Source organism: Polynucleobacter sp. es-MAR-4 (assembly GCF_018882055.1).
GTDB lineage: Bacteria > Pseudomonadota > Gammaproteobacteria > Burkholderiales > Burkholderiaceae > Polynucleobacter.
The window spans coordinates 257,413-280,440 of sequence record NZ_JACVPF010000002.1; the positions used below are offsets into that span (position 1 = coordinate 257,413).

Below are 23,028 nucleotides of genomic sequence, written 5' to 3' on the forward strand. Positions count from 1 at the left end.
GGCAAATGGCTCAGAATTCATTTACTCAACATTGTAGGCAAGAAGCGGAAACAGCCGCTTTGGCGCAAAAGCTTGCCCTCAGTCTCAGCCATCTTTTTCAAACAAATCAAAGTGCTCACCTCAATATCTCCCTTGAGGGTGATCTGGGAGCCGGCAAGACCACCTTTGCCCGCCATCTAATACAAGCCCTGGGATACGAGGGTCGAGTTAAGAGTCCGACTTATACCTTGTGTGAGCCCTATCCCATTCAAATCAACAGTAGCAATCCATCTACTCCAAACCTTATAGCCCACCACTTCGACCTCTACCGCATGAGGGATCCACTAGAGTGGCAAGAGGCAGGCTTTGCAGAGCACTTTGATGAGCCTGGATTTTGCTTAGTGGAGTGGCCAGAAAAAGCCGAAGGCACCCTACCTGCTTTCGATATTGAAATTCGCCTCCTTGCTGACGATGTTGAGGACGCCAGAAACATTAGTCTTCACGCGAACTCCAGCCGGGGAATGGTTGTCATAGAGAAAATGCATGGCACTAAAGATGAGTAAGGCACCCATCAACTCCTATAGAAGAAAGCATCTGAAAACCTCAGCAAAGATGCTGGGCTTCATCCTATTCTTTAGTGAGGCAGAAATTGCTTGGGGTGCAAAGATTTTGGGTGTGCGCATTTGGCCTGCAGAAGATTACACACGTATTACGCTCGAGTCAGATAAAGCATTGCCGATTACTCAGCAACTACTCACCAACCCCGATCGACTGGTAGTAGATGTCCAAGGAATGGAATTTAATTCCACCCTGAAGGACTTGGTAGCCAAAGTCAAACCCAATGATCCTTATATTTCGCAAATTCGAGTAGGTCAATTTCAACCGGGAATGGTGCGCTTAGTTTTTGATCTTAAGGAGCCTGTAAAGCCTCAACTCTTCACCCTGGATCCGATTGCGGAATACCAATACCGCATGGTGCTAGATCTCTATCCAACTACCCCACCCGATCCTTTAATGGAATTGGTTAAGAGCAGTGCTCGCAAAGAGAGTGCACTAGAAAAAAGCAATGAAGAAATCGATTTAATTGCGCAGTTTGCTAGTAAAAAAGAAAAAGAGGCTCCAAGGGCTCCTGTAGCTCAAGCCATACCAGATGTAAAGCAAGCTACAGCCCCAGCAAAACCCAGGCGCCTCATTACCATCGCAATCGATGCAGGTCATGGCGGAGAAGATCCAGGCGCTATTGGCGCAATGGGCTCCAAAGAAAAGCACGTGGTTCTCTCAATTGCAAAGCGCTTGAATGACAAGATTGAGAACGACCCCTACATGCGCCCATTTTTGACTAGGGATGGCGACTACTTTGTACCACTTCACACGCGAGTGCAAAAAGCGCGCCGTGTGGAAGCCGATTTATTTGTATCAATCCATGCGGATGCTTTTATCGAACCCAGAGCAAAAGGCGCTTCCGTTTTTGCCTTATCTCAAATGGGGGCCAGTAGCACCACCGCACGCTGGATGGCCAATAAAGAAAATGCTTCAGATCTCATCGGCGGCATCAATATCAAGACACAAGATAAGCAAGTAGCTAATTTATTGCTAGACATGTCGACCACAGCGCAGATTAAAGACTCTCTACAAGTCGGCACATCGATCCTGAAGCAAATTAGTGGATTTGCACCTCTACATAAGGCAAAAGTTGAGCAAGCTAGCTTTGCCGTACTGAAAGCCCCTGATATCCCATCCATCCTGGTGGAGACCGCCTTTATCAGCAATCCCCAAGAAGAGGCGCGCCTCAATGACGACGCCTACCAAGACCGTATTGCGGAGGCGATTTTGAGGGGAATTAAGGACTATTTCTCCAAAAATCCACCAGTTGCCAGACGGGCCAATGCGTAGCGCTCTTGTAACTACAAGGCGTAGAGGGAAAACCCAGCAAACTAAGGGAAGTTAAATCAAGTTCTTGCTATAATTTCTGTCTTACTGGGTCGGTAGCTCAGTCGGTAGAGCAGCGGACTTTTAATCCGTTGGTCGCGAGTTCGAATCTCGCCCGACCCACCAGTATCAAGAAACCCTCACTAGCGATAGTGGGGGTTTTGTCTTTGTAGGCTGGAGAAATGTGGTGACTGTTCGGAACAATGTGGAATTTTGTAGACGTTTCGAGTGGGGATGGTGGACGCTGGATGACCGTGAGCGTCTCGATACGCGACAGTTGGTCGGGCAAACCGACAAAAAACCACCCGAAGGTGGTCTTATTTATTGGGATTAGTGAAAAGATTCTTACTGCATCAATCTATTCGTTAAATCCCCATCAGAGTATGGAAGTCCATCTATCAACCAAGACATCTGCTTATTGCTAGCAAAGATCTTATTTAGATCCATTTGAATGTAGTTTGTTCGGTTCAGATAGTTGGCAATTTTTAACTTGTTATTAGTCAAATCTTTAATAGTCACCCACTGGGTATTATCAGAAACTGTTGCTTTACCTTCTGTAGAAATTGAAGTTCCAAGAGGCACGTCGACATTATTGAGAACATGGCCAATCAATTGATTTGCCTCTTGACCAGTCTTTACTTGTCCAGCCATTTGTAACAAGTAAGAAGCGCGAATAAATCGACCCGGCGTTGTGTAGTCCCCGGGCATACCAATCATTCCAGCACCCTCTGAGCCAAGCTCGTTAATACTTTTACCCTTAATAGTTAACGGCTTTGGGGCAGTTCCTGAAAGCGCTAAATAATTTCGCGCATTATTAAGATGCCAATCATAAGTTGGTGCATTGGTAAGAGTGTTGGAAATATTGTCGTAAATAACCATTTCACCTTTCACAAACTCAATCACAATACTAGATCCACTGCGATCAGTGAATACAAAATGAAGCCACGGTGCAGTTGGAATACCAGAGACTTCGCTAGGGTCAAACCATACTTTGTATTTTGGTAATTCTTGCTTTAACTCCTTTACCGTGGAAAACATGCCTAAAGTAAAGGCTCCTAAATTCACAATAGAAACATAATTTTTATCTTGGGGTGTTACCGACTGATATTGAGTAAAGCCGGGCAAGAAGTTTCCACTCATTCCCAAGCCGGCGCTATTTTGCCCCTCTAGAAATGCATTTCCCCCTTTGAGGATTGCAGGGCTCACGCCAATAAAAGCATATTTACTAGATAACTGTTCAGAAGGCAGATTCATTTTTGCTGGCGCGCTCAATAAGACTGGAGTTCCCTTCGGCATGGCCATCAATGTCCACTTCATATCGAAGGCCCAGTCCATATTTCTTCCAGCTACAACCGTGCCATCCTTAGCAATAGTATTAACTGCAGTACAGGCTATTCCGGCTTGCACAAATGAAATGAGTGAGAGGCTAACAATACAACGCGCTGCAAATGACATTGAATGAGAAAACATAAAATCCTTTGAAATTAATATTTACTAACTTAAAGAATAGCACCTCCAACAGAGAAAACCCCCACCTTTTCTGATGAGGGTTTGCTTTTCTAACGCCATAACGTGACTTACATCGCGATTGAGTACTATTTCCAATCAGGCGTGCGCGTCTCACTAGTTAAAGTTGGGCGACCGCCTAAAATTGTCGCTACTACGCCAATGTCTTTGATTTTCATCGGACGCACATCTTGTGGATCCTCCTCAAGAACTACAAAGTCAGCCAACTTTCCGGTCTCAATGCTTCCTAGTCTATCGTTTAAGCCCAAAGCATAGGCTGCATCAATCGTCACCATCTTCATTGCCTTATTAACGTCCCTCACTCGCTCATAAGGAGCATGAACCTTCCCAGAGAGGTTGCCTACTCGATTGACTGCAATCCACACCTCTAGTAAGGGAGATGGAACGCCAACCGGGGTATCAGAGTGCAATGCCACCACAACATCTTGATCTATTAACGAGGCCATGCGGGCCGCCAAGGAGGCTCGATCCGTACCAATCTGATTGGCATTAATATCCGCACGATCGCTAACAAAATATGGGTTGGTACTGACCAATGCACCTAGCGCCTTGACTTGCCTGCCTTGTGCCGTACTTGAAATTCCAAAGTGTTCTAAGGTAAAGCGGTGATCAAAACGGGGATGCTCTGCTTGCAATATCTCTAAAGCATCTAAAGTAACTTGATTACCTCCGCTTCCATTTGAATGAACATGTATCTGAAATCCTGTATTCCACCAAGGTCGCATTGCCTTAAGGAAATCCTGTTTATTGTTAAACATGAAGAGGCCTTTATATAAATCTGGATTTATATATCCAGGCCACTCTAACTGCATTCCAAGACTAGTAAATGCATCATCTGCAAAAAACTTTACGCCATTAAAGATGATTTGGTCATTACCACTTTGTCTTAAGGCTACTGCCTGATCAATGGCTTTATTGCCATATAAGCCCATGAAAGTAATGCCATCAGCCACATGCACAATTCGTGCCTTCGAATCTGGCTGACCAAAAACCTGTTTGACTAGCGCATCTTCCAAGGCGAGATTAACGCCGCCATAAAACTGGTCACCCGTTGTAGTGATTCCAGCTTGCTGCATCAAGGCGCTGATATATCGCAAACTATATAAACCTTGTGTTGGATTAAGAATTTCAGAGAGAGGCTTTAGCATGATGAGTTTTGCAGCCTCGGCACCCAGGAATTGACCATTAGAAGAGCCGTCTGGATTACGCCCTGCCCCTACCGTCTTGGCAAGTTGCTCATTCGTTACACCATATTTCTTAATGGCAGCTGTATTAGCAAAAATGAAATGCTCAGAAGCGTCCCACAGTATTAAGGGGTTTGTCGGAGAAATCTTATCTAAATCAACATTAGTTGGCTTTTTCTTACCCATCGCTACCGAGTCATAGCCCCATGTAAGAATCGTTTGATCCGGGGATTTAGCTGCCGCAACATATTCTTTAAGCTTAGCAATCATCTCCTCGGGATTTTTGACTCCCGGAAAATCCGGTCCATAAGGATTGCGGAGTGAATAGTAGGTTAAGGGAGGCAAGCTAATGGCCACCCCACCCATGACTGGATGTCCATGGGCTTCAATAAAACCTGGATAAATTACTTTATTGGCAAAACTGTTATTTATTTCATATGGGTGGTTATCCAACCAAGGCTTCAAATCATCTAAGGTCCCAACCGATAAAATACGTCCATCGCGAACCGCAACTGCTGTAGCAGTTGGCCACCCCGGATCCATCGTGACAATTTTCTTCGCTGTAAAGACGGTAATTTTTCCATCTACATTACCAGCAGCAGGAATTGGCGAATAAGGAATTTTTGGTAATACATTGGCCCTAAAAATAGGCCCGTCTTTATCACCACCCTTTTGAAATTTCGCAATATTTGGAAACTGCCCGCCATAAGGCTTGTCAATTAATTGATTATCTTGTTTGTATACAGTTAATGCCTCCCTAAATAGCGGCGCCAATTCTGTTACGCAATAAGTGCCCCATGTCTCAGGGGCTCCTGTAGGTGTTTGCTGATTTGGCGCACCAATTCGAGGGCGGTGACCGTCGTGTGCATAAGCGTAAATGCTTGCAACTGCAAATAACAAACCATATATATACTGATTAACTTTCATAGAGCCCCTGTATCACCATAATTGAATTATAAGCAGCGAAAACGCCGTCATTCCAATACTTCAATGAGAAATTTTGTTAACGCCAATGCTCTGTAGATAGAAAAAACCCGCCGAAGCGGGTCAATGAATTGGCATTCCCGTGAATATCAGAGAGTGTTTTTGTAGATTGTTCCGTCTTTCATAATGACTCGGAAATTCTTATTGGGATCGACGATGATGTCTAAGTTTTGCGTAGGATCGCCGTCAACCAATAATAAGTCAGCATAAGCACCCTCTTGAACTACCCCTAGTTTTCCAGGATAGGGATTACGGATACCAGACATTGCCATCAATTGTGCGTTGTCATGAGTAGCCATTTTTAACGCTCTAGCCGGTGACATCCATTTTTTCAACTTAGCTAACTGTTTATTTTGCTCAACACCATAGGTTTCGAAGAAAAAATCAGAGCCCCACGCCATTTTGACGTTGTATTTGATTGCCCATTTAAAAACATCGCTTTCACCCATAACAACCTGATGTTCTTTATGACGCTGAAGTGGTGAGTATGTATTATCGAACTCCTCAAATACTTGGGTACTAAGCCATACATCTTTATTTTTTAAATACTTTACTGTTGCTTCATCGAGCAGCTGTCCGTGTTCAATAGACTTGACCCCAGCATCCACAGAGCGACGAACTGATTTTGTGTTGTATGCATGGGTTGAAACATAAGTACCAAGATCAGTAGCCGCCTCTACTGCAGCCTTAATTTCATCGGCCGTATATTCTTGCACTGTTACAGGATCACTTGGTGAAGCAACACCGCCTCCCGTTGCTAATTTAATTTGCGAGGCGCCATTGCGAATATTGAAACGAACTGCGGTTAGGACTTGATCACGGCCATCAGCTAAAGTGGAAATTCGGTATACCTCTCCTATGGAAAGTGGGCCACCAAAACTTCTTGGCAGAGCCTCAGGTGCACTATAGTCCCCATGACCCGATGTTTGGGTAATCATGGTGCCGCTTGGGTAAACACGTGGACCCGGTGCTTTAGCAGCATCAAATTCACTTTTAAATTTAAACATTGGTCCACCCATATCTCTTACAGTGGTAAATCCAGACATGAGAGTAGCTTTTGAAGATTCATAAGCCTTTTGATCAAGCAACGCTGGTGTAGTGGCTGGATCAAAAAGCAGGCTTTGAGCCACACCGAGATACAAGTGAGCATGAGCATCTATAAGACCAGGCATTAAAGTACGACCATCACCAGCAATACGGGTGGCAACTATGCCCTGCGGAATTTCAATTGGCTTGCTGGATATAGTTTTAATGGTATTGCCAATAACCAGAACATTGGTTGGTTGAGTTAACTTATTGGCAGTGCCGTCAAATACTCGAACATTTTCATAGAGAGTTGCTGTCTGGGGAGCTGTTTGAAGATTGGTTTGAGCGAAACCCAAATTTGCATAAAGGGTGGCACAAACCGCGAGTAACTTAATTGAGGGATTCATAATTTAGCTATAAATTTAATGGTGCGTAATAATATCTTCAAATGTACACAATAAATTTATGATAATAAATACATGGATTAAACGGATGACCAATCGCACAGTCATTTTTTAGCTTTATAGGCTATTGATTTATATAGGGTTTTGAAGACCCGCAACTTCTTTTAATCCGTTGGTCGCGAGTTCGAATCTCGCCCGACCCACCAGTTATACAAAAGCCACCTTGGGGTGGCTTTTTCTTTTACCGGAATCAATATCGCGCCTGATCGACGCTATGGTCAATCTACTGGACCGTAATGGGTGGGGGTGCACGTTATAGATTCATAAGCAACCTTGTATTGCTTATAGAATAAAAAATCATCTTTTGAGCCTTTATTTGATTATTATTGGCTAAAGCCTTCCCAAAGAATCAACTTTTGCCTTGCCTGTACGCAATTGAAAAGTCTAAGTTTCAGCTCTATTACTAAAACCCAAAATGATCCAGAAAGAAAATTTTTCGTGAATATTTTCAAAAAAACACTTAGTCTGTTCACGGCTACATCTTTGATGGCAGCCTCCATTGGCAATGCCATAGCTTGTACGTCTCTTGTCATCACCGACACAAATGGCAATGTGTATCACGGACGAACACTTGAAAACTCTGCGCGGCCACCAGCATTGCTGACGTATATGCCTGCAGGCACAAAAATTGATTCAACTACCCCCACGGGTCAGCAAGGTATGACCTTTAATACAAAATATGCATTTATTGGTGCGGGCAGCTCTAAAGGCTATGGTGTTAAGCAGCAGCTATTTCTAGATGGTCTTAATGACCAAGGTCTCAGCTTATCTGGTAACGAGATAACCCCAACCACCTCAATGACTTTGGGGTCGGATAATTCGAAGATTCTCTCCGGTCAACTTTTTAGCACTTGGGTGCTTGGAAACTTTAAAACGGTTGATGAAGTTAGGAAAGTTTTATCTAGTGATGCCGTACAGGTTTGGTTACCAGATGTTAAATTGTTTGACAACCTTCCCGTCCCACTTCACTATGCAATTCACGATAAAAGTGGCGGCGCAATTGTGATTGAGTTTGCAAATGGCTTGGCCAATATCTATGACAACCCTGTTGGCGTTTTAACTAATGGACCTCATTTCCCATGGCATCTCGAAAACCTGAACAACTATACATTTAATAATGTTGATAAAAACACAGGGCAGTTAGGGAAACTGAAATTAGCCACAGCGGATTCCGGCAATGCAATTGCAGGCCTTTCTGCTGCGAATACCTCACAGGGACGCTTTGTTAAAGCAGCTTTTTATGCAAACTACGTAACAAAAGGCACAACACCGGATCAGGCCATCAATCAACTTGGCCACATTATGAATAATTTTGATCGTCCTGACGGTCTTACTGTTGATCCTGCAGGCAGCAAAGGCGATGGTGGTGCTAGCAGCAGTAAATCATCAAGCGAAGTTTCTGATTTCACTGTAATGAAAGATCTTTCACGCGGTAAATATTACATTCGTAGTATTAACAATTCCCTGAATTGGGCTGTAGTTGATCTAGCTGCATTGAAGAATCTAAAAGAGATTAAGGCACTCCAAGCGTATGGAATAAATAATGCCGGCCCTCAGGATTTATCTTCTTCATTTTTGAAATAATTCAAATTTAGGTACATTAATAAAACCCGCTACGGCGGGTTTTATTTTGTCCGCAAGGACTAGAGCAAATTTTGCAATGCTAATATGAGGCCTTGAGCAACCCATTGCACACCAAACCTTATGATGCCTTTGAATAACACCCTACGCCGCTTAAATGCCAACCTGATGCGGGGCGTTAATTTAGTAATCGCAACTCTTCTAATCTCGTTTGGCCTTAGCTTTTCAGTGCAAGCTCAAGATAAACCTGAAATTAAATACGCTTCGGTGAATGGCGTGAAGTTAGCCTACTACTTAAAAGGCAAAGGCGACCCGATGATTATGATTATGGGTTATGCCGGCACATTAAGTGCATGGGACCCCGCTCTTCTTGAAGAGTTGGCAAAGAATAACCAACTCATTATTTTTGATAATCGTGGCGCTGGACTGTCCACCGATACCAAAGAAAATAATACGACTATCCCGCAAATGGCAGATGATGCCGCAGCCCTAGTCAAATCATTGGGATTTAAAAAGGTAAATGTATTCTCATGGTCCATGGGTGCTCGAGTTGGACAACAGCTTGTAATCAGACATCCAGATCTGGTTAGCAAAGCTATTCTGTGCGCTCCTAACCCAGGTGGAAAATATCAGATCGCCATTAATAAAAAAGTTGGAGAAGAGTTAAATAATCCTAGCTTGTCACCTATGGAGAATTTTGAGTTGTTATTCCCAATGACGCCACAAGGTAAAGCGGCTGCTAAGGCTGTATATGAAAGATTTATGGCAGCAAAGGCTGCAGGAACTATCCCTGATGATTTTGTAGTATCTAAGGAAACAAAGGCTCGCCAAGTTCGAGCTCGTATCACCCTTTGGGATGCCGACAATCAGAATTACCTTGATTTAAAGAAAATTAAAATTCCCGTGTTAGTTGCCGATGGCCGCGAGGACATCATAGACAATCCACAGAACTCAGTAGTCATTGCCACTCAAATTCCTTTTGCTTGGTTAGCGTTTTATGAAGGTGGGCATGCCTTCCTATTCCAAAGTTACAAGAAACTTTCTGAAACTGTAAATATCTTCCTGCAAAATGACTAACCAGCCCACCCTGTTTGAGCCAATTAAACCTCTTTAGGCCCGTTTGTCGCGAGTTCTAATCTCGCCTGACCCACCAGTATCAAGAAACCCTCACTAGCAATAGTGGGGGTTTTGTCTTTGTAGGCTGGCGAAATATGTTGGTCACTATGGGTACGCAATAGATGATCTATTGGACGTTTCGAGCGGGGATGGAAGGCGCTAGGTGAGACTGAGCGTCCTAGATATTCCATTAATTTGAATTTAAGTAATTGCGATCAATCGCGTTAAATCGGCTGAATTTCAGAAATCTCAATTGCAAATGGCTCGGAAAAGACTTCTTGATAAACCTCCAAAAACTCTGGTGTTGATCTGAATTCGCGGAATATTGGCCAGTCCTCGTAATCTCTTTTCTTGACTGACCCATTCGAACCAATATTGCGCATTAAGGAAGCGCTAGATAACCAGTCACCTTTTAATACTGCATTCCCAAGCTGAAACGAATCAATGAGTGCAGACCAATCATATTGGCTTAATATTTCATTGCACTTATTAGAGTCTCCAGCCCATTTGTAAGCTTGTGCCCGATTTAAAACTAAAGCAATTCTGTACCATTCAGAATGAAAATTCTTGAGCGTATTGCATGCAAAGTCCAGCAACTTAATGGCCGATAAATAATCACCTCTATCGATGAGTCCATAAGTCGTCTCAAGCAAATACTGGTCGGCACTCTCACATTCCTCGGGGAAAATTTTTCTCCATAAGACTTGACCAAGCATGATTCCCAGCACAAGCAAACAAGAGGCCGACTCATCAAAATAAGCCTTTGTTACCTGAAGTTGAGCGCCTTCAGTTACTTCCGACCCAAGACTAAAATGCTTTTCCTTGCAAGTCGAAATGTAATGACTTGAAACGACTCCATCGGCATGCACGAAAAGATTTCGGCGTTCAGTTAGCTCGATAAATTGAGGAAAAATTTCTAGACCCTTTGTCAGGGGGAGATTAAAGCGCTTCTCCATCCATTTAAAGTGGTCGGTATGGCTAGTTCTTAGAACACCCTCAATCTCTTTTTCAATAACGTGATCTCGAATAGCCTCAATAGAATTAAATGCAGTAGCCGCTGCGAATGTAATTGTTTTTTCTGACGCATTTAACAGCTCAATACGTCCAACTAAAATTGCCTTTAGTAAACGTCCGAGAAACGCATCATATTGACTAACAAGTGTGACGAATAAGCTACGCGGCACTAATGTTTGCGCCAGCATCGCATTTTCATGACGCCCTTGAACCTTTAAAAATCTTCTTATATCAACTGCAGGGATAGTGATCCTAGGCGGGTTCTGTGACCGATCAATATGCTGGTGTTTTGCTACAAACTCATCAAGACTTTTCTTAGATGAACTGCGCATTGCATGCAAACCAAATAGAGTGATTGGCAAGACCTCTTTTAGACTTTCAATCTGGCGGATAAACAAATTTATCTCGTTTCCAATTGAATTATTGATTTTAGGAGGTTTTGTCATAAATGCTTTTTACCGTGTAGACAGGCAAACTTAAAGTTATAAGAAAAAGCTAATCATTAAAAAATATCTAGTTTCACATTAATTTACATTTCAAACTCTATAAGCCGATAAATCCATCTCTTCACTACCTCGTAAGCGCATGGTGTACTTGTCGCCATCCACATAAATGAAGATATGCTTGTACTCACGACCATCCTCACGAACAGTGGAACTGAGTTTTTCCCTCAATTCTTCTAACTTGGCATAAGGGACGGCAAAGTTGACATCCAAATCGACCATCCCGAAGAGCATGTATCCAGAAGCAGCCTCGCTTAAGAATTGACGCTGAACCTCGTGATAAGCGTACCAGTAGAAAATCTCTGAACGAATGTATCTTTTAGATATAGCGACTGCTGCATGAACACCCCCACTTTGATCTGCATAAAGGGAGTATTTCTTCTTGACTAAGACCTTATCTAGCTTAAAGCCCAATTCCTCAATAGCCACTTGCTTCTTCTGTTCAATGATTTCTCTGGGGGTTGTTTGGGGTGTAGCGTAAGTTTTTTGCTCTGACTTATCTTGATAATCCAAGGGCTCACCTGCCCCGTCAATCTCTAGATCCTTATCTTCAGCAGCGGTAAAGATCACATCTACGATCTTATCGATACGGGTATATTCAATCGGCTTGAGAATAGTGTGAATCTTTTCCGTTACTTCTTTGCCCGAAGTTGATAAGTTCACTTCCATCAATTTGATTAAAGCCTCGATACCGATAATTCTCATAGTCCAGGCATGCCTTGATCCCCGAACTTGAGCCTCCAGCGATTCAGTCTCATCCCTACCAATAACAATCAATATTGGTGAATCATGGGGAACCCTCCCCGCTTCAGCCAATCGATCTCGATAAGTGGCGATGACGTCTAACTTAATTGTGTAAGCATTGGTGGTCTTAACCTCAATTACCAAGCAGTCAGAGCCAGATGTCCAAATACCATCGTAGCCAATATCGTTACGAACACCCTGATAGCGGCCGTTTTCCGCAGTAAATCCAAGTCTTCTACCAATCTCATTGACGACATCCTGAAGCACCTGACCACTATTAGTAAAAGCATGGTCAGTACAGTAAGTAGCATATTCAGCCAGCTTTTTGCTATCCACCTCGGTTAGAAACTGCCTAAATTCAAGAGATGTTTCACTGCCATCCTTGAGCTGGCCATCGCCCGCCATTTTGACAATGGTTTCAAGATTCATCTTTAAGACTGAATCTTTAGTGGCTTTCCAGATTTCAAGTAGTGGCATATATGTAATTTTTAGATTTTCTACATATTACAAGGATTTGGGGTGCCATTACCCACTAGCCAAATCAAATCCGAGTGTCGCGAAACCCGACGCTTCAGCGTCTAAGTTGTCGGGTATCACGACAACCCAGCCTTTTGCGGTAGCATAAATCCATGAAATTCTCCCTAGTTAACGGACAACGCCAGGAAGCCCAGCCTAAGCTAACAGGCATATGCCCAGCTTGCGGTGCTTTTATGACTGCAAGATGCGGACGAATCCGCGTGCACCACTGGGCTCATACGAATCAAGGTCGTTGTGACCCATGGTGGGAAACAGAATCCGAGTGGCATCGGGGCTGGAAAAATCAATTCCCCGCTGAATGGCAAGAATTCATACAACGTGGCGACACTGGCGAAAAGCACATTGCTGACGTTAAAACTAAGAATTGCTGGGTAATTGAATTTCAACACTCGGCCATTGATTTTGATGAGCGAATTTCGCGAGAGCGTTTTTATCAAAAGCTCATTTGGATAGTTGATGGCACAAAACATAAAGGCGACATAGAGCCATTTAAAAAGGGATTTATTTACGGACAATCCCCTGACCCACTATCACCTAACAAATACCGAACATTTTTCCCCAAAGGGAATCTTCTCAAAAATTGGTCAGAAAGCTCAGGTCACGTGTTCTTTGATTTTGGTGAGGAACATCCACTTTGGTGGATTTATCCCGGAAGCAATGAAACCTACGCATATATCCAGAGTATTACAAGAGACCAGTTAATTCAAAGCCTCCAAGAACAGAGTGTTAGCGGAAAAAATGGGTTTGATGCCCTAATCCATGACTTTGAGAGCTTCATAAAGAGGTGTGAAGCCGATCCAGAGCTACCTCGACTTCAAAGATTAAAAGACATTCAAAAGGGTTAAACCTAAAGAAATCACATGCAAGTGTCGTGTTTCGAGACATTTTAAATAATTTAGTTGCATAGCTAACCAATATCGGCTAGACTACCTACATGTTTGAACAATGCCTCTATTTCAATACCACCAGCCTAGCTCGCCAGCTAGAGAGGGAATGGACTAGCGCATTTAAGCCTTTTGGCCTCACCCCCTCACAAGCATTCATGCTTAGAGTGGTTCTAGATAAAGCCACGTTATTACAAAGCGAACTGGCCTTGGAGATGAATATCAGCCGCCCTACTGCCACTAGAGGATTGGATGGCTTGGAGAAACTGGGGCTCATTAAGCGCCTAACTTCGGAGAAAGATGGTCGTGAACAAGAGATTCATCCGACTAAGAAGGCTGTTGAGATGAAAGATGCCATTAATGCGGCCAGTGGAGCTGTTACCAAGCGCCTCAAGAAAGTATTGGGCACAAACCATTTTGAAGATGTTGTTGGGCTACTTCGAGGCATTAGATCTGCCCTGAAGGAATAGGGACTTTTTTATTTTGCTAATAGTTGCATAGCTAATTAGTCTTATTGAATTGATTTATTTACAAAGGAGAATTACATGCCAATCTTGAACGTGAAAGTCAGCGGACAAAAGAATATTGCTACGACTAAAGCTATTAATGAACTACTGCTAGACCTTACCCATCGCATTTTGGGGAAGAAAAAGGAAGTTACCGCTATCGCAATTGAATACGTAGATGCAGACTGCTGGTTTGTGGGTGGCAAGCTATTAAGCGAGCAAGGGAAGAATAGTTTTTACTTTGATATCAAGATTACTGATGAGACCAATACCAAAGATCAGAAGGCTCAGTACATCAAGGAAGCATTTGAGGGTTTTGAACGCATCCTAGGCAATATTCATGAAGAGAGCTATATCTACGTACAAGATGTCAGGGCTGCTAGCTATGGATATGGTGGCAAGACTCAGGAATATCGATATCACCAATAACACCGCAAATACCGCCGTAACCCAATGAAATATATGGGGTTACGGCTATAGAATTGGGCAAAATTTCCTAGGAAATCAGCCCCAAATCCACTAAAATAGGTACATGCCAACTAAGTTTGCCACCCAATCTCAATCCCGCCAATACAACGTTTCTAACGCTGTGGCTTCTGCTCGGATTGAAGGTATTGTTCCAACTAAGCAGTTAGAGCAAAACCTCACTGATTACGTTGCCGGCAAAAAGAGTATTGCGCAAATATTGGAAGAAACTAAGCAACGCTATGTCACGCTACGACGCGGATGACACCTACTGCTACCCAGGTACAGATGTACTTCGAAACAAAGCAGAAATAACTAACGCACAAGATTTAGACACCTACGAAGGTGAGCTATCTACTTTGCGATCAATTGAGATCCTAGAAAATCCCATAGTAGGTCAATTTGACCTTGCTCATCTTCAGCGCATTCATTTGGCACTCTTTCAAGATGTATATGACTGGGCCGGGAAGATTCGCACAGTAGATATTAGCCGTGGCAATAGTCGTTTTGCTAATGTGCGCTTTATAGAATCTGCGGCAAACGATATATTCAACAAACTAGCACGTGAAAACTGGCTCAAAAGCCTGGATGCCGACTCCCTATCAAAAAGATTAGCTCACTATTTATCAGAGATAAATGCCCTTCACCCTTTTCGAGAGGGAAATGGTCGCGTACAACGCATATTCATCTCGCAACTTAGTCAATCAGCAGGCTATCAACTCGACTACTCCGACCTTGAGCAGGAGCAAATTTATCTAGCAATGGAACTGGCATTTAATGGCGATGAATCCATTCTTGCCAATCTCATTCTTGAGCGTTTGGAGAACAGTGACTAGGTTTAAGCAATTTACTGACCTGTCTGGGCCAATTGAACCTCTTTAGGCCGTTGGTCGCGAGTTCGAATCTCGCCCGACCCACCAGTAATACCAAAAGCCACCTTCGGGTGGCTTTTTCTTTTTCTGGAATTCTGAGTTTGCCTGAGACGGCTTCGGCGCGTGAGGCCGCTGGTCAGCTACCACTTAACAGCAGACCAACGATCCATCAGCCTTTGAATGTTTTCTATCGACCCAAAGCGGTCATATGGGCGAAGAAAAACCACTCCGTAGAGTGGTTGGTAGATGCTCTATTAAGTTTTTATTTCTTCGTCATCTCAAAACAAGAGGCTACCTTTGGGCTAGCTGAGACTTGGGTGTAGCAAATTTCTAAATTCTTGGGATCCATCAGCTTAAAGGTAAAACTTCCTGTTTCATTGACCATTACGCCGCTCTTCATATCTTTAGCATACGAACCCATCAATACTTCTTTGCGCTTAACGTCGGTTGAATGCTTGTTATTTGTTGCGCCAATAGAGCCAACAAAGTTTCGACCCTCTTCTTTATCAATAACCATTACATACTCTACGCTTCTAAAGCGAACGGCCTTTTCTTTACCAGCTTCTGTGGGGTGGAAGTGTCCAGCACCAGATACCGCTGAATTACTCATGCCGGTCCACGTACCAATCATATTGGGTGAGCCTTGTGCAAATACTGAGAGACTCGTAGATAGCATTGCTAGACATAGAACTTTTTTCATTTTTTTCTCTTTTTTTGGCTTGTGTAAAGACACAACAATAATAGAACTTCTAAAAAAAGCAATAGCGTGTTCACGCTTCGGAAGTTGATATATCGCCACGAAGGCTCCAAATGAATGCATCTTGAGGCTTACCTCACTTTGCACTCATCACTGCTGCCATTTTTAAACAATGGACTTATAAATAGGGGCAACTTATAGGCATTGTTTAGCAATTTTGGTCTTTTAATTATTTGGCCCGACTTGGATTGAATCCCGCTCCTTCCACATGCGCCCAACATTTTCAAGATCATCAACAGACAATACATTTGATGGCAAGTTAGGATTTTCATTATCTGAATAGTTTGATCCACCCAAATGATTCTCCATCATATATTCCCGTCTTCTTGCCTTAACTGCTTCTGGTGTATTGGCAGCATCAAGATCTTTTTTTAGGTCCGGGGCATTGGCTGGCCTTCTAATGAAAATTTTGTAATTTCCATCACGGCCTCTACACAAGAGTGACGCAGGCGATGAGGCGACTGCCCCGCTCGCCCAATGCGCTGTAAATGAAGGGGCCTCGTAACAGCCATCACCAGATTTTTGGAAAGATTGGCCGACCTCAGAATCTAAGCTGATGCGTACTGGCGAAATACCTAAGTTCTCATTTTTGCTACTAATTAAAGCTCCAGCAGGCCTTGAGTGAACCGAAACTGAAGTCGCACACGCGCTCAATATCGATACAACAAAAACCATGAGAGTAAGAGTTTTTATCATTATTTTCCAAGAGGAATGAGGGGTATAAATACAATGTAGTTAGCCATGTTGCCACCTATCAGACTTTATGTTGTTAGGTATGACTGGCATATTTGAACCCACCTGAATCAAGCCCAACTCACCAGCAGTACAGAAAAATCACCCACGCGCGACATTTGCACTTCTATCTCCCTGTCTTTTCTGCAGTATCTATCCAAGTCGGATGTTTCTCCATTACCGAGTTAAATAACTCAGACTCAAGGTGTTGATTGAGCCACTTCTTCAGCGAGTCAAATGGTAACCCTTCAAACTTTTGGGGGTCGACGGCGGCAAACTGTCTAATGAATGGAAAGAGAGCCACATCGGCTAGGGATATTTTGTTAGCCAATAAGTAGTTGCTAGATTGCAGCTTGGACTCCATCGGCTTAAGCATGAGATCTATAGCGCTATTCAGCACATCCTCTTGAAGCAAATCTGGAAACCGATTGGGATACTTATATTGATCCAGTAGCACCTTAAATGGACCATCATTTTTTTCAATCCATACTCGAGAAGCTTCTTCTTCAAACCCCATCCAGCCATCCGGATCAGACTGCTCTAGGGCCCAATGCATGATATCCAAGCTCTGATCTAAGACAAGGTCATCTACGCATAAGACTGGAACAGTTCCCTTGGGTGATACAAGCAACATGGATGGGGGCTTGTTTCTGAATTCGATCTCACGATGCTCAACTTCAATGCCGGAATATTTCAATGCCATGCGAGCACGCATTGCATAGGGACATCTTCGGTAGGAATACAAAATAGGAGGCATGAGAGCAGTTTATAACGCCTTCATCATCAGAAGCTCCGCGGTATCCCCAGTCGTCAAAACCTTTAACTGAGACCCAAATCGAGCTGTTATTTATTATCTAATAAATAGATCAATAATATCTAAATTATTCATTATGCAAATAAATAAATAGCCTCTAGAATGGTTCCTGTTGTGAATCAACTATTTCATTTTTACAGGAGAAACCATGTCACCAATTAACACACCAGTTCCACCATTCAAGACCCAAGCTTTCCACAACGGTAAGTTCATCACTATTTCCGATGAGACCCTCAAAGGCAAATGGTCAGTATTGATTTTCATGCCAGCAGCATTCACATTCAACTGCCCAACAGAAATTGAAGATGCAGCTGATAACTATGCTGAATTCCAAAAGATGGGTGCAGAGGTTTACATCGTTACAACTGACACACATTTCTCACACAAGGTATGGCACGAGACTTCACCTGCAGTAGGTAAGGCGAAGTTCCCATTGGTTGGTGATCCAACACATACATTGACACGTGGTTTTGGTGTACATATTGAAGAAGAAGGTCTCGCATTGCGCGGCACATTCATCATCAACCCAGAAGGCGTTATCAAAACAGCTGAAATTCACTCAAATGAAATCGCTCGCGATATCTCTGAGACATTGCGTAAGCTTAAGGCTGCTCAATACACAGCGGCTCACCCAGGTGAAGTTTGCCCAGCCAAGTGGAAAGAAGGCGCAGCTACATTGACTCCATCTTTGGATCTCGTAGGCAAGATCTAATAATCGAAGTCAGCAGTAACTAGTAATCAATAGACTCTCTTCGGAGAGTCTATTGGGCAGGATGAGCAGCAGAAGCCCTGCCCAATAGACTCATCAAGATTAAATACCAAGGAATACATCATGTTAGACGCAAATATCAAGGCTCAACTCAAGGCCTATTTTGAAAAAATTGAGAGCCCGATTGTTTTAGAAGCCACTTTAGATGACAGCCCTCAATCCGCTCAAATGCTGGAGCTCTTAAATGAAGTTGCCGAGCAATCCACCAAGATCACTGTAAAGACTGCAGGTAGCAGCAAAAATATTCCTAGCTTCACCGTAGCTAAGGTGGATGATGTGGCTCGTATTGCATTCTCAGGCTTGCCAATGGGCCATGAAATGACTTCTTTCATCCTGGCAATCTTGCAAACCAGCGGCTATCCACCAAAAGTGGAGCAGGATGTGATCGAAAGCATCAAAGGCCTGGAAGGTAAGAAGCGCTTTCAGACATTCATCTCTTTGTCATGCCACAACTGCCCTGATGTTGTTCAGGCACTGAACCTCATGGCCGCCCTCAATCCGAACATCGAGCATGAAATGATTGATGGCGCTCTCTTCCAAGGCTTGGTAGATCAATACCAAATCATGGCTGTGCCTACAGTAATTCTGAATGGTGAAGTGTTTGGTCAAGGCCGTATGAGCGTTGAAGAGATTGCTGCCAAGCTCGATACCAACTCTTCAGCACGCGATGCAGAAAAATTGAACGCTAAAGATGCCTATGACTCTTTAATTATTGGCGGCGGTCCAGCAGGCGCTTCAGCAGCGATCTACTCAGCTCGTAAGGGCATTAGAACCGGTGTAGTGGCTCAAAGATTTGGCGGTCAGGTTGCCGATACTGTTGGAATTGAAAACTTCATCTCGGTTAAAGAGACCGAGGGACCTAAATTAGTCATGGCACTCGAGCAGCACGTAAAAGAATATGACGTTGATGTCATGAACCTGCAAACTGCCAAGAGCTTGAGCAAGACTGGCGAAGAAATTGCCATCACCCTAGAAAATGGCGCTGTTCTCAAAAGCAAAACTGTTATTTTGAGTACCGGTGCACGCTGGCGCGAGATGAATGTACCTGGTGAGCAAGAGTACCGCGGCAAAGGCGTGGCTTACTGCCCGCACTGTGATGGCCCCCTTTATAAAGGCAAGCGCGTTGCAGTGATCGGCGGAGGCAACTCTGGAGTCGAGGCAGCAATTGATTTGGCAGGTATTGTGAGCCATGTCACCCTGGTTGAATTCGATACCAAGTTACGCGCCGATGCGGTGCTACAAAAGAAATTGAATAGCATGCCAAACGTCACCATCATTACCAATGCTTTGAGTAAAGAGGTTTTGGGTGCTAATGGCAAGGTCACTACCTTGAGATATGAAGATCGCGCTAATAAGCAAATGCATGACATTGCGCTTGAAGGCATCTTTGTTCAGATTGGATTGTTACCCAATACAGACTGGCTTAAAGGTGTGATTGACTTATCTCCTCGCGGTGAAGTCATTATTGACGCTAAAGGCGAGACCTCTATGCCAGGCGTATTTGCTGCAGGTGACTGCACTACCGTACCTTATAAGCAAATCATCATTGCTATGGGTGAAGGCGCTAAAGCATCACTCTCCGCCTTTGACTATTTGATCCGGTCATAAATAGTTAAAAACTTCTGAAGTTAAAAAGCCCCGATCTCTCGGGGCTTTTTTTCCTGTTACAGAGGATCTTGAATTACACCTTTTGGGATTGGGCTTGATGAGCCATTTGCAACAACTCTGCTAGATGCTTTACCTTGCGGCCAGTCTCTTGCTCAATCTGTTCTCTGCAACTAAAGCCGTTGGTGAGAATGATCGTTTCTTGGTTAGCAGCTCGGATCGCTGGCAGCAATACTAATTCGCCAACCGCTTTAGATATCTCGATATGCTCAGGATTAAAGCCAAACGATCCTGCCATACCGCAGCAGCCACTATCAATGTAGTTCGCCTTAGCACCCAAAGCAGCCAATAAGGCCACATCACCCTTTGTACCGAATAAAGATTTCTGATGGCAGTGTGAATGCACCAGGATATTGCAATCTAAAGGCGGCGGGGTATAACCCTGCTCGTGCAAGAAGTCTCCCAGCAAATACGTACTAGATGCCAAAAGTTTTGCTCTTGGGTCATTGGGGAAGAATTTCAATAGCTCATCTTTAAACACTGACATACAGCCTGGCTCCAGACCCACGACTGCGATAGGTGCATTTGGATTTGCTTGAATTTCACTTCCGATTGCATCCAAAATCTTCTCGAGCTTTTGCTTGGCAAGATCTAAATAACCAAAGTCATACAAAGGGCGACCACAACATAGCGGCGTCTTCGGTAATGTCGCCTCAAAGCCAGCATGCGACAGTACCTCAACCGCTGCATTGGCAACCTCAGGATGAAAGTGCTCACAGAAAGTATCTACCCAGAGAATGACCTTCTTCTGACCAACGCTCGCACTCTTCGATTGCTGAAATTGCTTTCTGAAAGATTGGCTTGCAAACTTCGGCAGGCTGCGCTCTTGCGCTACACCACCAACCCATTTCGCGAAACTAGAAAGGATGGGGGTTTGCATGACTCCATTAATGAGCCAAGAGAACTTGCTCGCTAACGGTGCCCAATCACCAATACGCCCCATAGTCAAAGCTTGGCGAGGTCTACTGTTAGTCTCGTGATAGTGGGATAGGAACTCTGCTTTATAGGAGGCCATATCCACGTGGGCAGGACAATCGCTCTTGCAACCTTTGCAAGATAGGCAGGTATCAAGAGCCTCTTTCAGCTCTTTGCTTTCCCAGCCATCCTTAATCACCTCACCCTGGAGCATTTCCCAAAAGAGTCGTGAGCGTCCACGAGTGGAGAAACGCTCTTCCTTAGTAGCCCGGTAACTTGGGCACATCGTGCCGACTTTTTCACTACGGCACTTACCCATGCCAACACAGCGCTCCACAGCTCTTTGGAATCCATTACCCTCTTGGCTCAAGAAATTCAGGCGCGTCTTCATGTTGACGACCTTGTACTCTGGGCCCATGCGAAGATTTTCATCTACGCGATAGGGATGAACTACCTTGCCAGGATTGAGTTTGTTTTGTGGATCCCAGATGCGTTTGAACTCATGCATCGCTCCCATCAATTCTTCGCCAAACATAATGGGAAGGAATTCAGCTCTAGCTTGGCCGTCGCCATGCTCGCCAGTGAGTGATCCACCAAATTCAACAACTAAGGTCGCCGCATCCCGAATAAAGGATCTGAATTTAGCAACACCCTCTGCAGAGCGTAAGTTAAAGGTAATACGCGCATGAATACATCCGTCGCCAAAGTGGCCATAAAGTGAAGTTTCATATTCATATGAGTCCACTAGAGCCTGGAAGGCACGTAGGTATTCGCCAAGGCGGGCTGGATCAACCGCCGCATCTTCCCAACCCACTACCGGGTCTGGAGAGTTTGGGTCAATCGATAAATGGGTAGCTGAGGCGCCATTTTCTCGAATCGACCAAATCCGTTTTTGCACTAATGGATCTGGCTCAAGCCATGTAGATGGCTTAGGGCCTTTTGTTCTTGCCTTGAAGTACGCTTCCGCCTTTTCAGCCTGAGCTATTGCACCTTCGATAGTATCGTCACCAAACTCAACGACTACCCAAGCATTTCCAGGAGGAAGTAAATCAATTTCTGCTTTAGCTAAATTACGCTCTTGTAAGCCACGGATGATTTTGTAATCCAAGCCTTCGATCGCAATTGGATTAAAGGATTGGTATTCAGGTACGGCATCACCCGCCAGATAAATATCATCAAAACCTAAAACCAGAACCACTCGTTTGGCAGGACTCTTGACTAACCGAACTTTAGCAGCCAAAGTGAGCGCACAAGTACCCTCAGTACCTACCAATGCACGTGCGACGTTAAACCCATTCTCTGGCAATAGTTGATCTAAGTTGTAACCAGAAACACGGCGCTTAATATTCGGAAAGCGCGCACGAATTAAATCAGCATAGCGATCACGCAAAGTCAGCAAATCTTGATAGATCTGACCCTTACGTCCACCAGCAGCAATAATTTCTTGCAACTCCTGATCGGATGTGGGGCCAACCCAAAAACGTTCGCCGTCATAGGTCAAAATCTCTAGCGCCTCAGTATTCTCTAGCGTCTTACCCGCCATCACTGAATGGGCGCCACAAGAATTATTGGCAACCATGCCACCTAAAGTACAACGGCTATGGGTAGACGGGTCTGGGGCAAAAGTTAAACCATGTAGTTCAGCGGCATCACGCAATGAATCACAAATCACTCCCGGCTCAACAATGGCATTGCCAGCATTGGGATCTAAAGCAAGAATATGGTTGCAATACTTTGAGATGTCGAACACCACAGCGTTGTTGACTGTTTGGCCATTCATGGAGGTGCCAGCACCACGCATGAGAACCGGCGCTTTATTGCGATGGCAGATCTCAATACCCTTAACAAATTCTTCAGTATTTTTGGGGGTAACAACTCCAATCGGGATTTGGCGATAATTTGACGCTTCGGAGGCGTATACAGCCTGGTGAGCCGTATCAAAATGAACAGAACTTCCAAGAGCCGCTGTTAGCTCTATATTGAGCTGCTCCCACTGAGAAATACCACCCATTATTCATTCCTTATCAGATGCACCGACCCTTTCAAGGGCATTGAGTATTT

At 44.1% G+C, this 23,028-nt stretch carries 20 protein-coding genes and 1 tRNA gene; 12 read left to right on the forward strand and 9 right to left on the reverse strand.

The window, feature by feature from the left end; genetic code table 11:
* The first annotated feature begins 5 nt into the window (after positions 1–5).
* The 3 genes from tsaE to ICN16_RS07360 all read left to right on the forward strand — a co-directional run bounded on the left by tsaE (position 6) and on the right by ICN16_RS07360 (position 2,034).
* Entirely contained in the window at positions 6–542 is a 537-nt protein-coding gene (gene tsaE, locus ICN16_RS07350) for a tRNA (adenosine(37)-N6)-threonylcarbamoyltransferase complex ATPase subunit type 1 TsaE (RefSeq protein WP_216136159.1), read from the forward strand.
* Positions 535–1,872, forward strand: coding sequence for an N-acetylmuramoyl-L-alanine amidase (locus ICN16_RS07355; RefSeq protein WP_216136161.1), 1,338 nt, complete (start codon positions 535–537; stop codon positions 1,870–1,872). Before tsaE ends, ICN16_RS07355 begins: the two co-directional genes overlap by 8 nt.
* 86 nt (positions 1,873–1,958) lie before the next feature.
* Positions 1,959–2,034: transfer RNA gene (locus ICN16_RS07360), tRNA-Lys, on the forward strand.
* Positions 2,035–2,253: 219 nt separating this feature from the next.
* Here ICN16_RS07360 and ICN16_RS07365 read toward each other — a convergent pair.
* From ICN16_RS07365 to ICN16_RS07375, 3 genes are all read right to left on the reverse strand, one after another.
* Complete coding sequence (locus tag ICN16_RS07365) at positions 2,254–3,378, reverse strand: linear amide C-N hydrolase (RefSeq protein ID WP_216136164.1); 1,125 nt, start codon at positions 3,376–3,378, stop codon at positions 2,254–2,256.
* Positions 3,379–3,503: 125 nt separating this feature from the next.
* Positions 3,504–5,546 (reverse strand): amidohydrolase, encoded by a 2,043-nt coding sequence (locus ICN16_RS07370; RefSeq protein ID WP_216136165.1) that lies wholly within the window; start codon positions 5,544–5,546, stop codon positions 3,504–3,506.
* A gap of 146 nt (positions 5,547–5,692) precedes the next feature.
* A complete protein-coding gene (locus ICN16_RS07375; RefSeq protein WP_216136166.1) occupies positions 5,693–7,036 on the reverse strand; it encodes an amidohydrolase family protein in 1,344 nt (447 codons plus the stop codon).
* Positions 7,037–7,531: 495 nt separating this feature from the next.
* Here ICN16_RS07375 and ICN16_RS07380 point away from each other — a divergent pair, with 495 nt between their 5' ends.
* Positions 7,532–8,677, forward strand: coding sequence for a linear amide C-N hydrolase (locus tag ICN16_RS07380; protein WP_370625618.1), 1,146 nt, complete (start codon positions 7,532–7,534; stop codon positions 8,675–8,677).
* 225 nt (positions 8,678–8,902) lie between these two features.
* Positions 8,903–9,751 (forward strand): alpha/beta fold hydrolase, encoded by an 849-nt coding sequence (locus tag ICN16_RS07385; RefSeq protein WP_216136167.1) that lies wholly within the window; start codon positions 8,903–8,905, stop codon positions 9,749–9,751.
* Between the two features lie 263 nt (positions 9,752–10,014).
* On the opposite strand, the gene ICN16_RS07390 is transcribed toward ICN16_RS07385, so the two are convergent.
* Both ICN16_RS07390 and ICN16_RS07395 read right to left on the reverse strand, forming a co-directional pair.
* A complete protein-coding gene (locus ICN16_RS07390) occupies positions 10,015–11,250 on the reverse strand; it encodes a hypothetical protein (RefSeq protein ID WP_216136168.1) in 1,236 nt (411 codons plus the stop codon).
* Between the two features lie 90 nt (positions 11,251–11,340).
* The gene (locus ICN16_RS07395) at positions 11,341–12,528 is read right to left on the reverse strand and encodes a hypothetical protein (RefSeq protein ID WP_216136169.1); all 1,188 of its coding nucleotides are present in this window, start codon (positions 12,526–12,528) and stop codon (positions 11,341–11,343) included.
* Between the two features lie 152 nt (positions 12,529–12,680).
* On the opposite strand from ICN16_RS07395, the gene ICN16_RS07400 reads away from it, so the two are divergent.
* The 5 genes from ICN16_RS07400 to ICN16_RS07420 all read left to right on the forward strand — a co-directional run bounded on the left by ICN16_RS07400 (position 12,681) and on the right by ICN16_RS07420 (position 15,279).
* The gene (locus tag ICN16_RS07400; RefSeq protein ID WP_216136170.1) at positions 12,681–13,433 is read left to right on the forward strand and encodes a competence protein CoiA; all 753 of its coding nucleotides are present in this window, start codon (positions 12,681–12,683) and stop codon (positions 13,431–13,433) included.
* 89 nt (positions 13,434–13,522) lie between these two features.
* Positions 13,523–13,942, forward strand: a complete 420-nt coding sequence (locus tag ICN16_RS07405) for a MarR family winged helix-turn-helix transcriptional regulator (protein WP_216136172.1) — start codon at positions 13,523–13,525, stop codon at positions 13,940–13,942.
* A gap of 75 nt (positions 13,943–14,017) precedes the next feature.
* On the forward strand, positions 14,018–14,407 hold the full coding sequence (locus tag ICN16_RS07410; RefSeq protein ID WP_216136174.1) for a 4-oxalocrotonate tautomerase family protein: 390 nt from the start codon (positions 14,018–14,020) through the stop codon (positions 14,405–14,407).
* Positions 14,408–14,510: 103 nt separating this feature from the next.
* Positions 14,511–14,708, forward strand: a complete 198-nt coding sequence (locus ICN16_RS07415) for an antitoxin VbhA family protein (protein ID WP_216136177.1) — start codon at positions 14,511–14,513, stop codon at positions 14,706–14,708.
* Positions 14,686–15,279, forward strand: a complete 594-nt coding sequence (locus ICN16_RS07420) for a Fic family protein (protein WP_216136180.1) — start codon at positions 14,686–14,688, stop codon at positions 15,277–15,279. Before ICN16_RS07415 ends, ICN16_RS07420 begins: the two co-directional genes overlap by 23 nt.
* A gap of 298 nt (positions 15,280–15,577) precedes the next feature.
* On the opposite strand, the gene ICN16_RS07425 is transcribed toward ICN16_RS07420, so the two are convergent.
* The 3 genes from ICN16_RS07425 to ICN16_RS07435 form a co-directional block, all read right to left on the reverse strand.
* On the reverse strand, positions 15,578–16,015 hold the full coding sequence (locus ICN16_RS07425; protein WP_216136183.1) for a hypothetical protein: 438 nt from the start codon (positions 16,013–16,015) through the stop codon (positions 15,578–15,580).
* Between the two features lie 222 nt (positions 16,016–16,237).
* A complete protein-coding gene (locus tag ICN16_RS07430) occupies positions 16,238–16,768 on the reverse strand; it encodes a hypothetical protein (protein WP_216136185.1) in 531 nt (176 codons plus the stop codon).
* A gap of 163 nt (positions 16,769–16,931) precedes the next feature.
* Complete coding sequence (locus ICN16_RS07435) at positions 16,932–17,561, reverse strand: glutathione S-transferase (RefSeq protein ID WP_216136187.1); 630 nt, start codon at positions 17,559–17,561, stop codon at positions 16,932–16,934.
* A 205-nt stretch (positions 17,562–17,766) separates the two neighbouring features.
* Between ICN16_RS07435 and ahpC the strand changes: the two genes are divergently transcribed.
* On the forward strand, positions 17,767–18,330 hold the full coding sequence (ahpC, locus tag ICN16_RS07440; RefSeq protein WP_216136191.1) for an alkyl hydroperoxide reductase subunit C: 564 nt from the start codon (positions 17,767–17,769) through the stop codon (positions 18,328–18,330).
* A gap of 120 nt (positions 18,331–18,450) precedes the next feature.
* Positions 18,451–19,995, forward strand: coding sequence for an alkyl hydroperoxide reductase subunit F (gene ahpF / locus ICN16_RS07445; RefSeq protein ID WP_216136193.1), 1,545 nt, complete (start codon positions 18,451–18,453; stop codon positions 19,993–19,995).
* 73 nt (positions 19,996–20,068) lie between these two features.
* On the opposite strand, the gene ICN16_RS07450 is transcribed toward ahpF, so the two are convergent.
* Positions 20,069–22,978 (reverse strand): FAD-binding and (Fe-S)-binding domain-containing protein, encoded by a 2,910-nt coding sequence (locus ICN16_RS07450; RefSeq protein ID WP_216136194.1) that lies wholly within the window; start codon positions 22,976–22,978, stop codon positions 20,069–20,071.
* Positions 22,979–23,028 lie beyond the last annotated feature (50 nt).

What these genes read in the sequence shown, in the direction of transcription:
- ahpF (WP_216136193.1), top strand. Translation starts at nt 18,451, where the DNA reads ATGTTAGACGCAAATATCAAGGCTCAACTCAAGGCCTATTTTGAAAAA.
- ICN16_RS07410 (WP_216136174.1), top strand. Translation starts at nt 14,018, where the DNA reads ATGCCAATCTTGAACGTGAAAGTCAGCGGACAAAAGAATATTGCTACG.
- ICN16_RS07355 (WP_216136161.1), top strand. Translation starts at nt 535, where the DNA reads ATGAGTAAGGCACCCATCAACTCCTATAGAAGAAAGCATCTGAAAACC.
- ICN16_RS07370 (WP_216136165.1), bottom strand. Translation starts at nt 5,546, where the DNA reads ATGAAAGTTAATCAGTATATATATGGTTTGTTATTTGCAGTTGCAAGC.
- ICN16_RS07430 (WP_216136185.1), bottom strand. Translation starts at nt 16,768, where the DNA reads ATGATAAAAACTCTTACTCTCATGGTTTTTGTTGTATCGATATTGAGC.
- ICN16_RS07375 (WP_216136166.1), bottom strand. Translation starts at nt 7,036, where the DNA reads ATGAATCCCTCAATTAAGTTACTCGCGGTTTGTGCCACCCTTTATGCA.
- ICN16_RS07425 (WP_216136183.1), bottom strand. Translation starts at nt 16,015, where the DNA reads ATGAAAAAAGTTCTATGTCTAGCAATGCTATCTACGAGTCTCTCAGTA.
- ICN16_RS07405 (WP_216136172.1), top strand. Translation starts at nt 13,523, where the DNA reads ATGTTTGAACAATGCCTCTATTTCAATACCACCAGCCTAGCTCGCCAG.
- ICN16_RS07400 (WP_216136170.1), top strand. Translation starts at nt 12,681, where the DNA reads ATGAAATTCTCCCTAGTTAACGGACAACGCCAGGAAGCCCAGCCTAAG.
- ICN16_RS07395 (WP_216136169.1), bottom strand. Translation starts at nt 12,528, where the DNA reads ATGCCACTACTTGAAATCTGGAAAGCCACTAAAGATTCAGTCTTAAAG.
- ICN16_RS07420 (WP_216136180.1), top strand. Translation starts at nt 14,686, where the DNA reads ATGTCACGCTACGACGCGGATGACACCTACTGCTACCCAGGTACAGAT.
- tsaE (WP_216136159.1), top strand. Translation starts at nt 6, where the DNA reads ATGGCTCAGAATTCATTTACTCAACATTGTAGGCAAGAAGCGGAAACA.
- ICN16_RS07435 (WP_216136187.1), bottom strand. Translation starts at nt 17,561, where the DNA reads ATGCCTCCTATTTTGTATTCCTACCGAAGATGTCCCTATGCAATGCGT.
- ICN16_RS07365 (WP_216136164.1), bottom strand. Translation starts at nt 3,378, where the DNA reads ATGTTTTCTCATTCAATGTCATTTGCAGCGCGTTGTATTGTTAGCCTC.
- ahpC (WP_216136191.1), top strand. Translation starts at nt 17,767, where the DNA reads ATGTCACCAATTAACACACCAGTTCCACCATTCAAGACCCAAGCTTTC.
- ICN16_RS07450 (WP_216136194.1), bottom strand. Translation starts at nt 22,978, where the DNA reads ATGGGTGGTATTTCTCAGTGGGAGCAGCTCAATATAGAGCTAACAGCG.
- ICN16_RS07415 (WP_216136177.1), top strand. Translation starts at nt 14,511, where the DNA reads ATGCCAACTAAGTTTGCCACCCAATCTCAATCCCGCCAATACAACGTT.
- ICN16_RS07390 (WP_216136168.1), bottom strand. Translation starts at nt 11,250, where the DNA reads ATGACAAAACCTCCTAAAATCAATAATTCAATTGGAAACGAGATAAAT.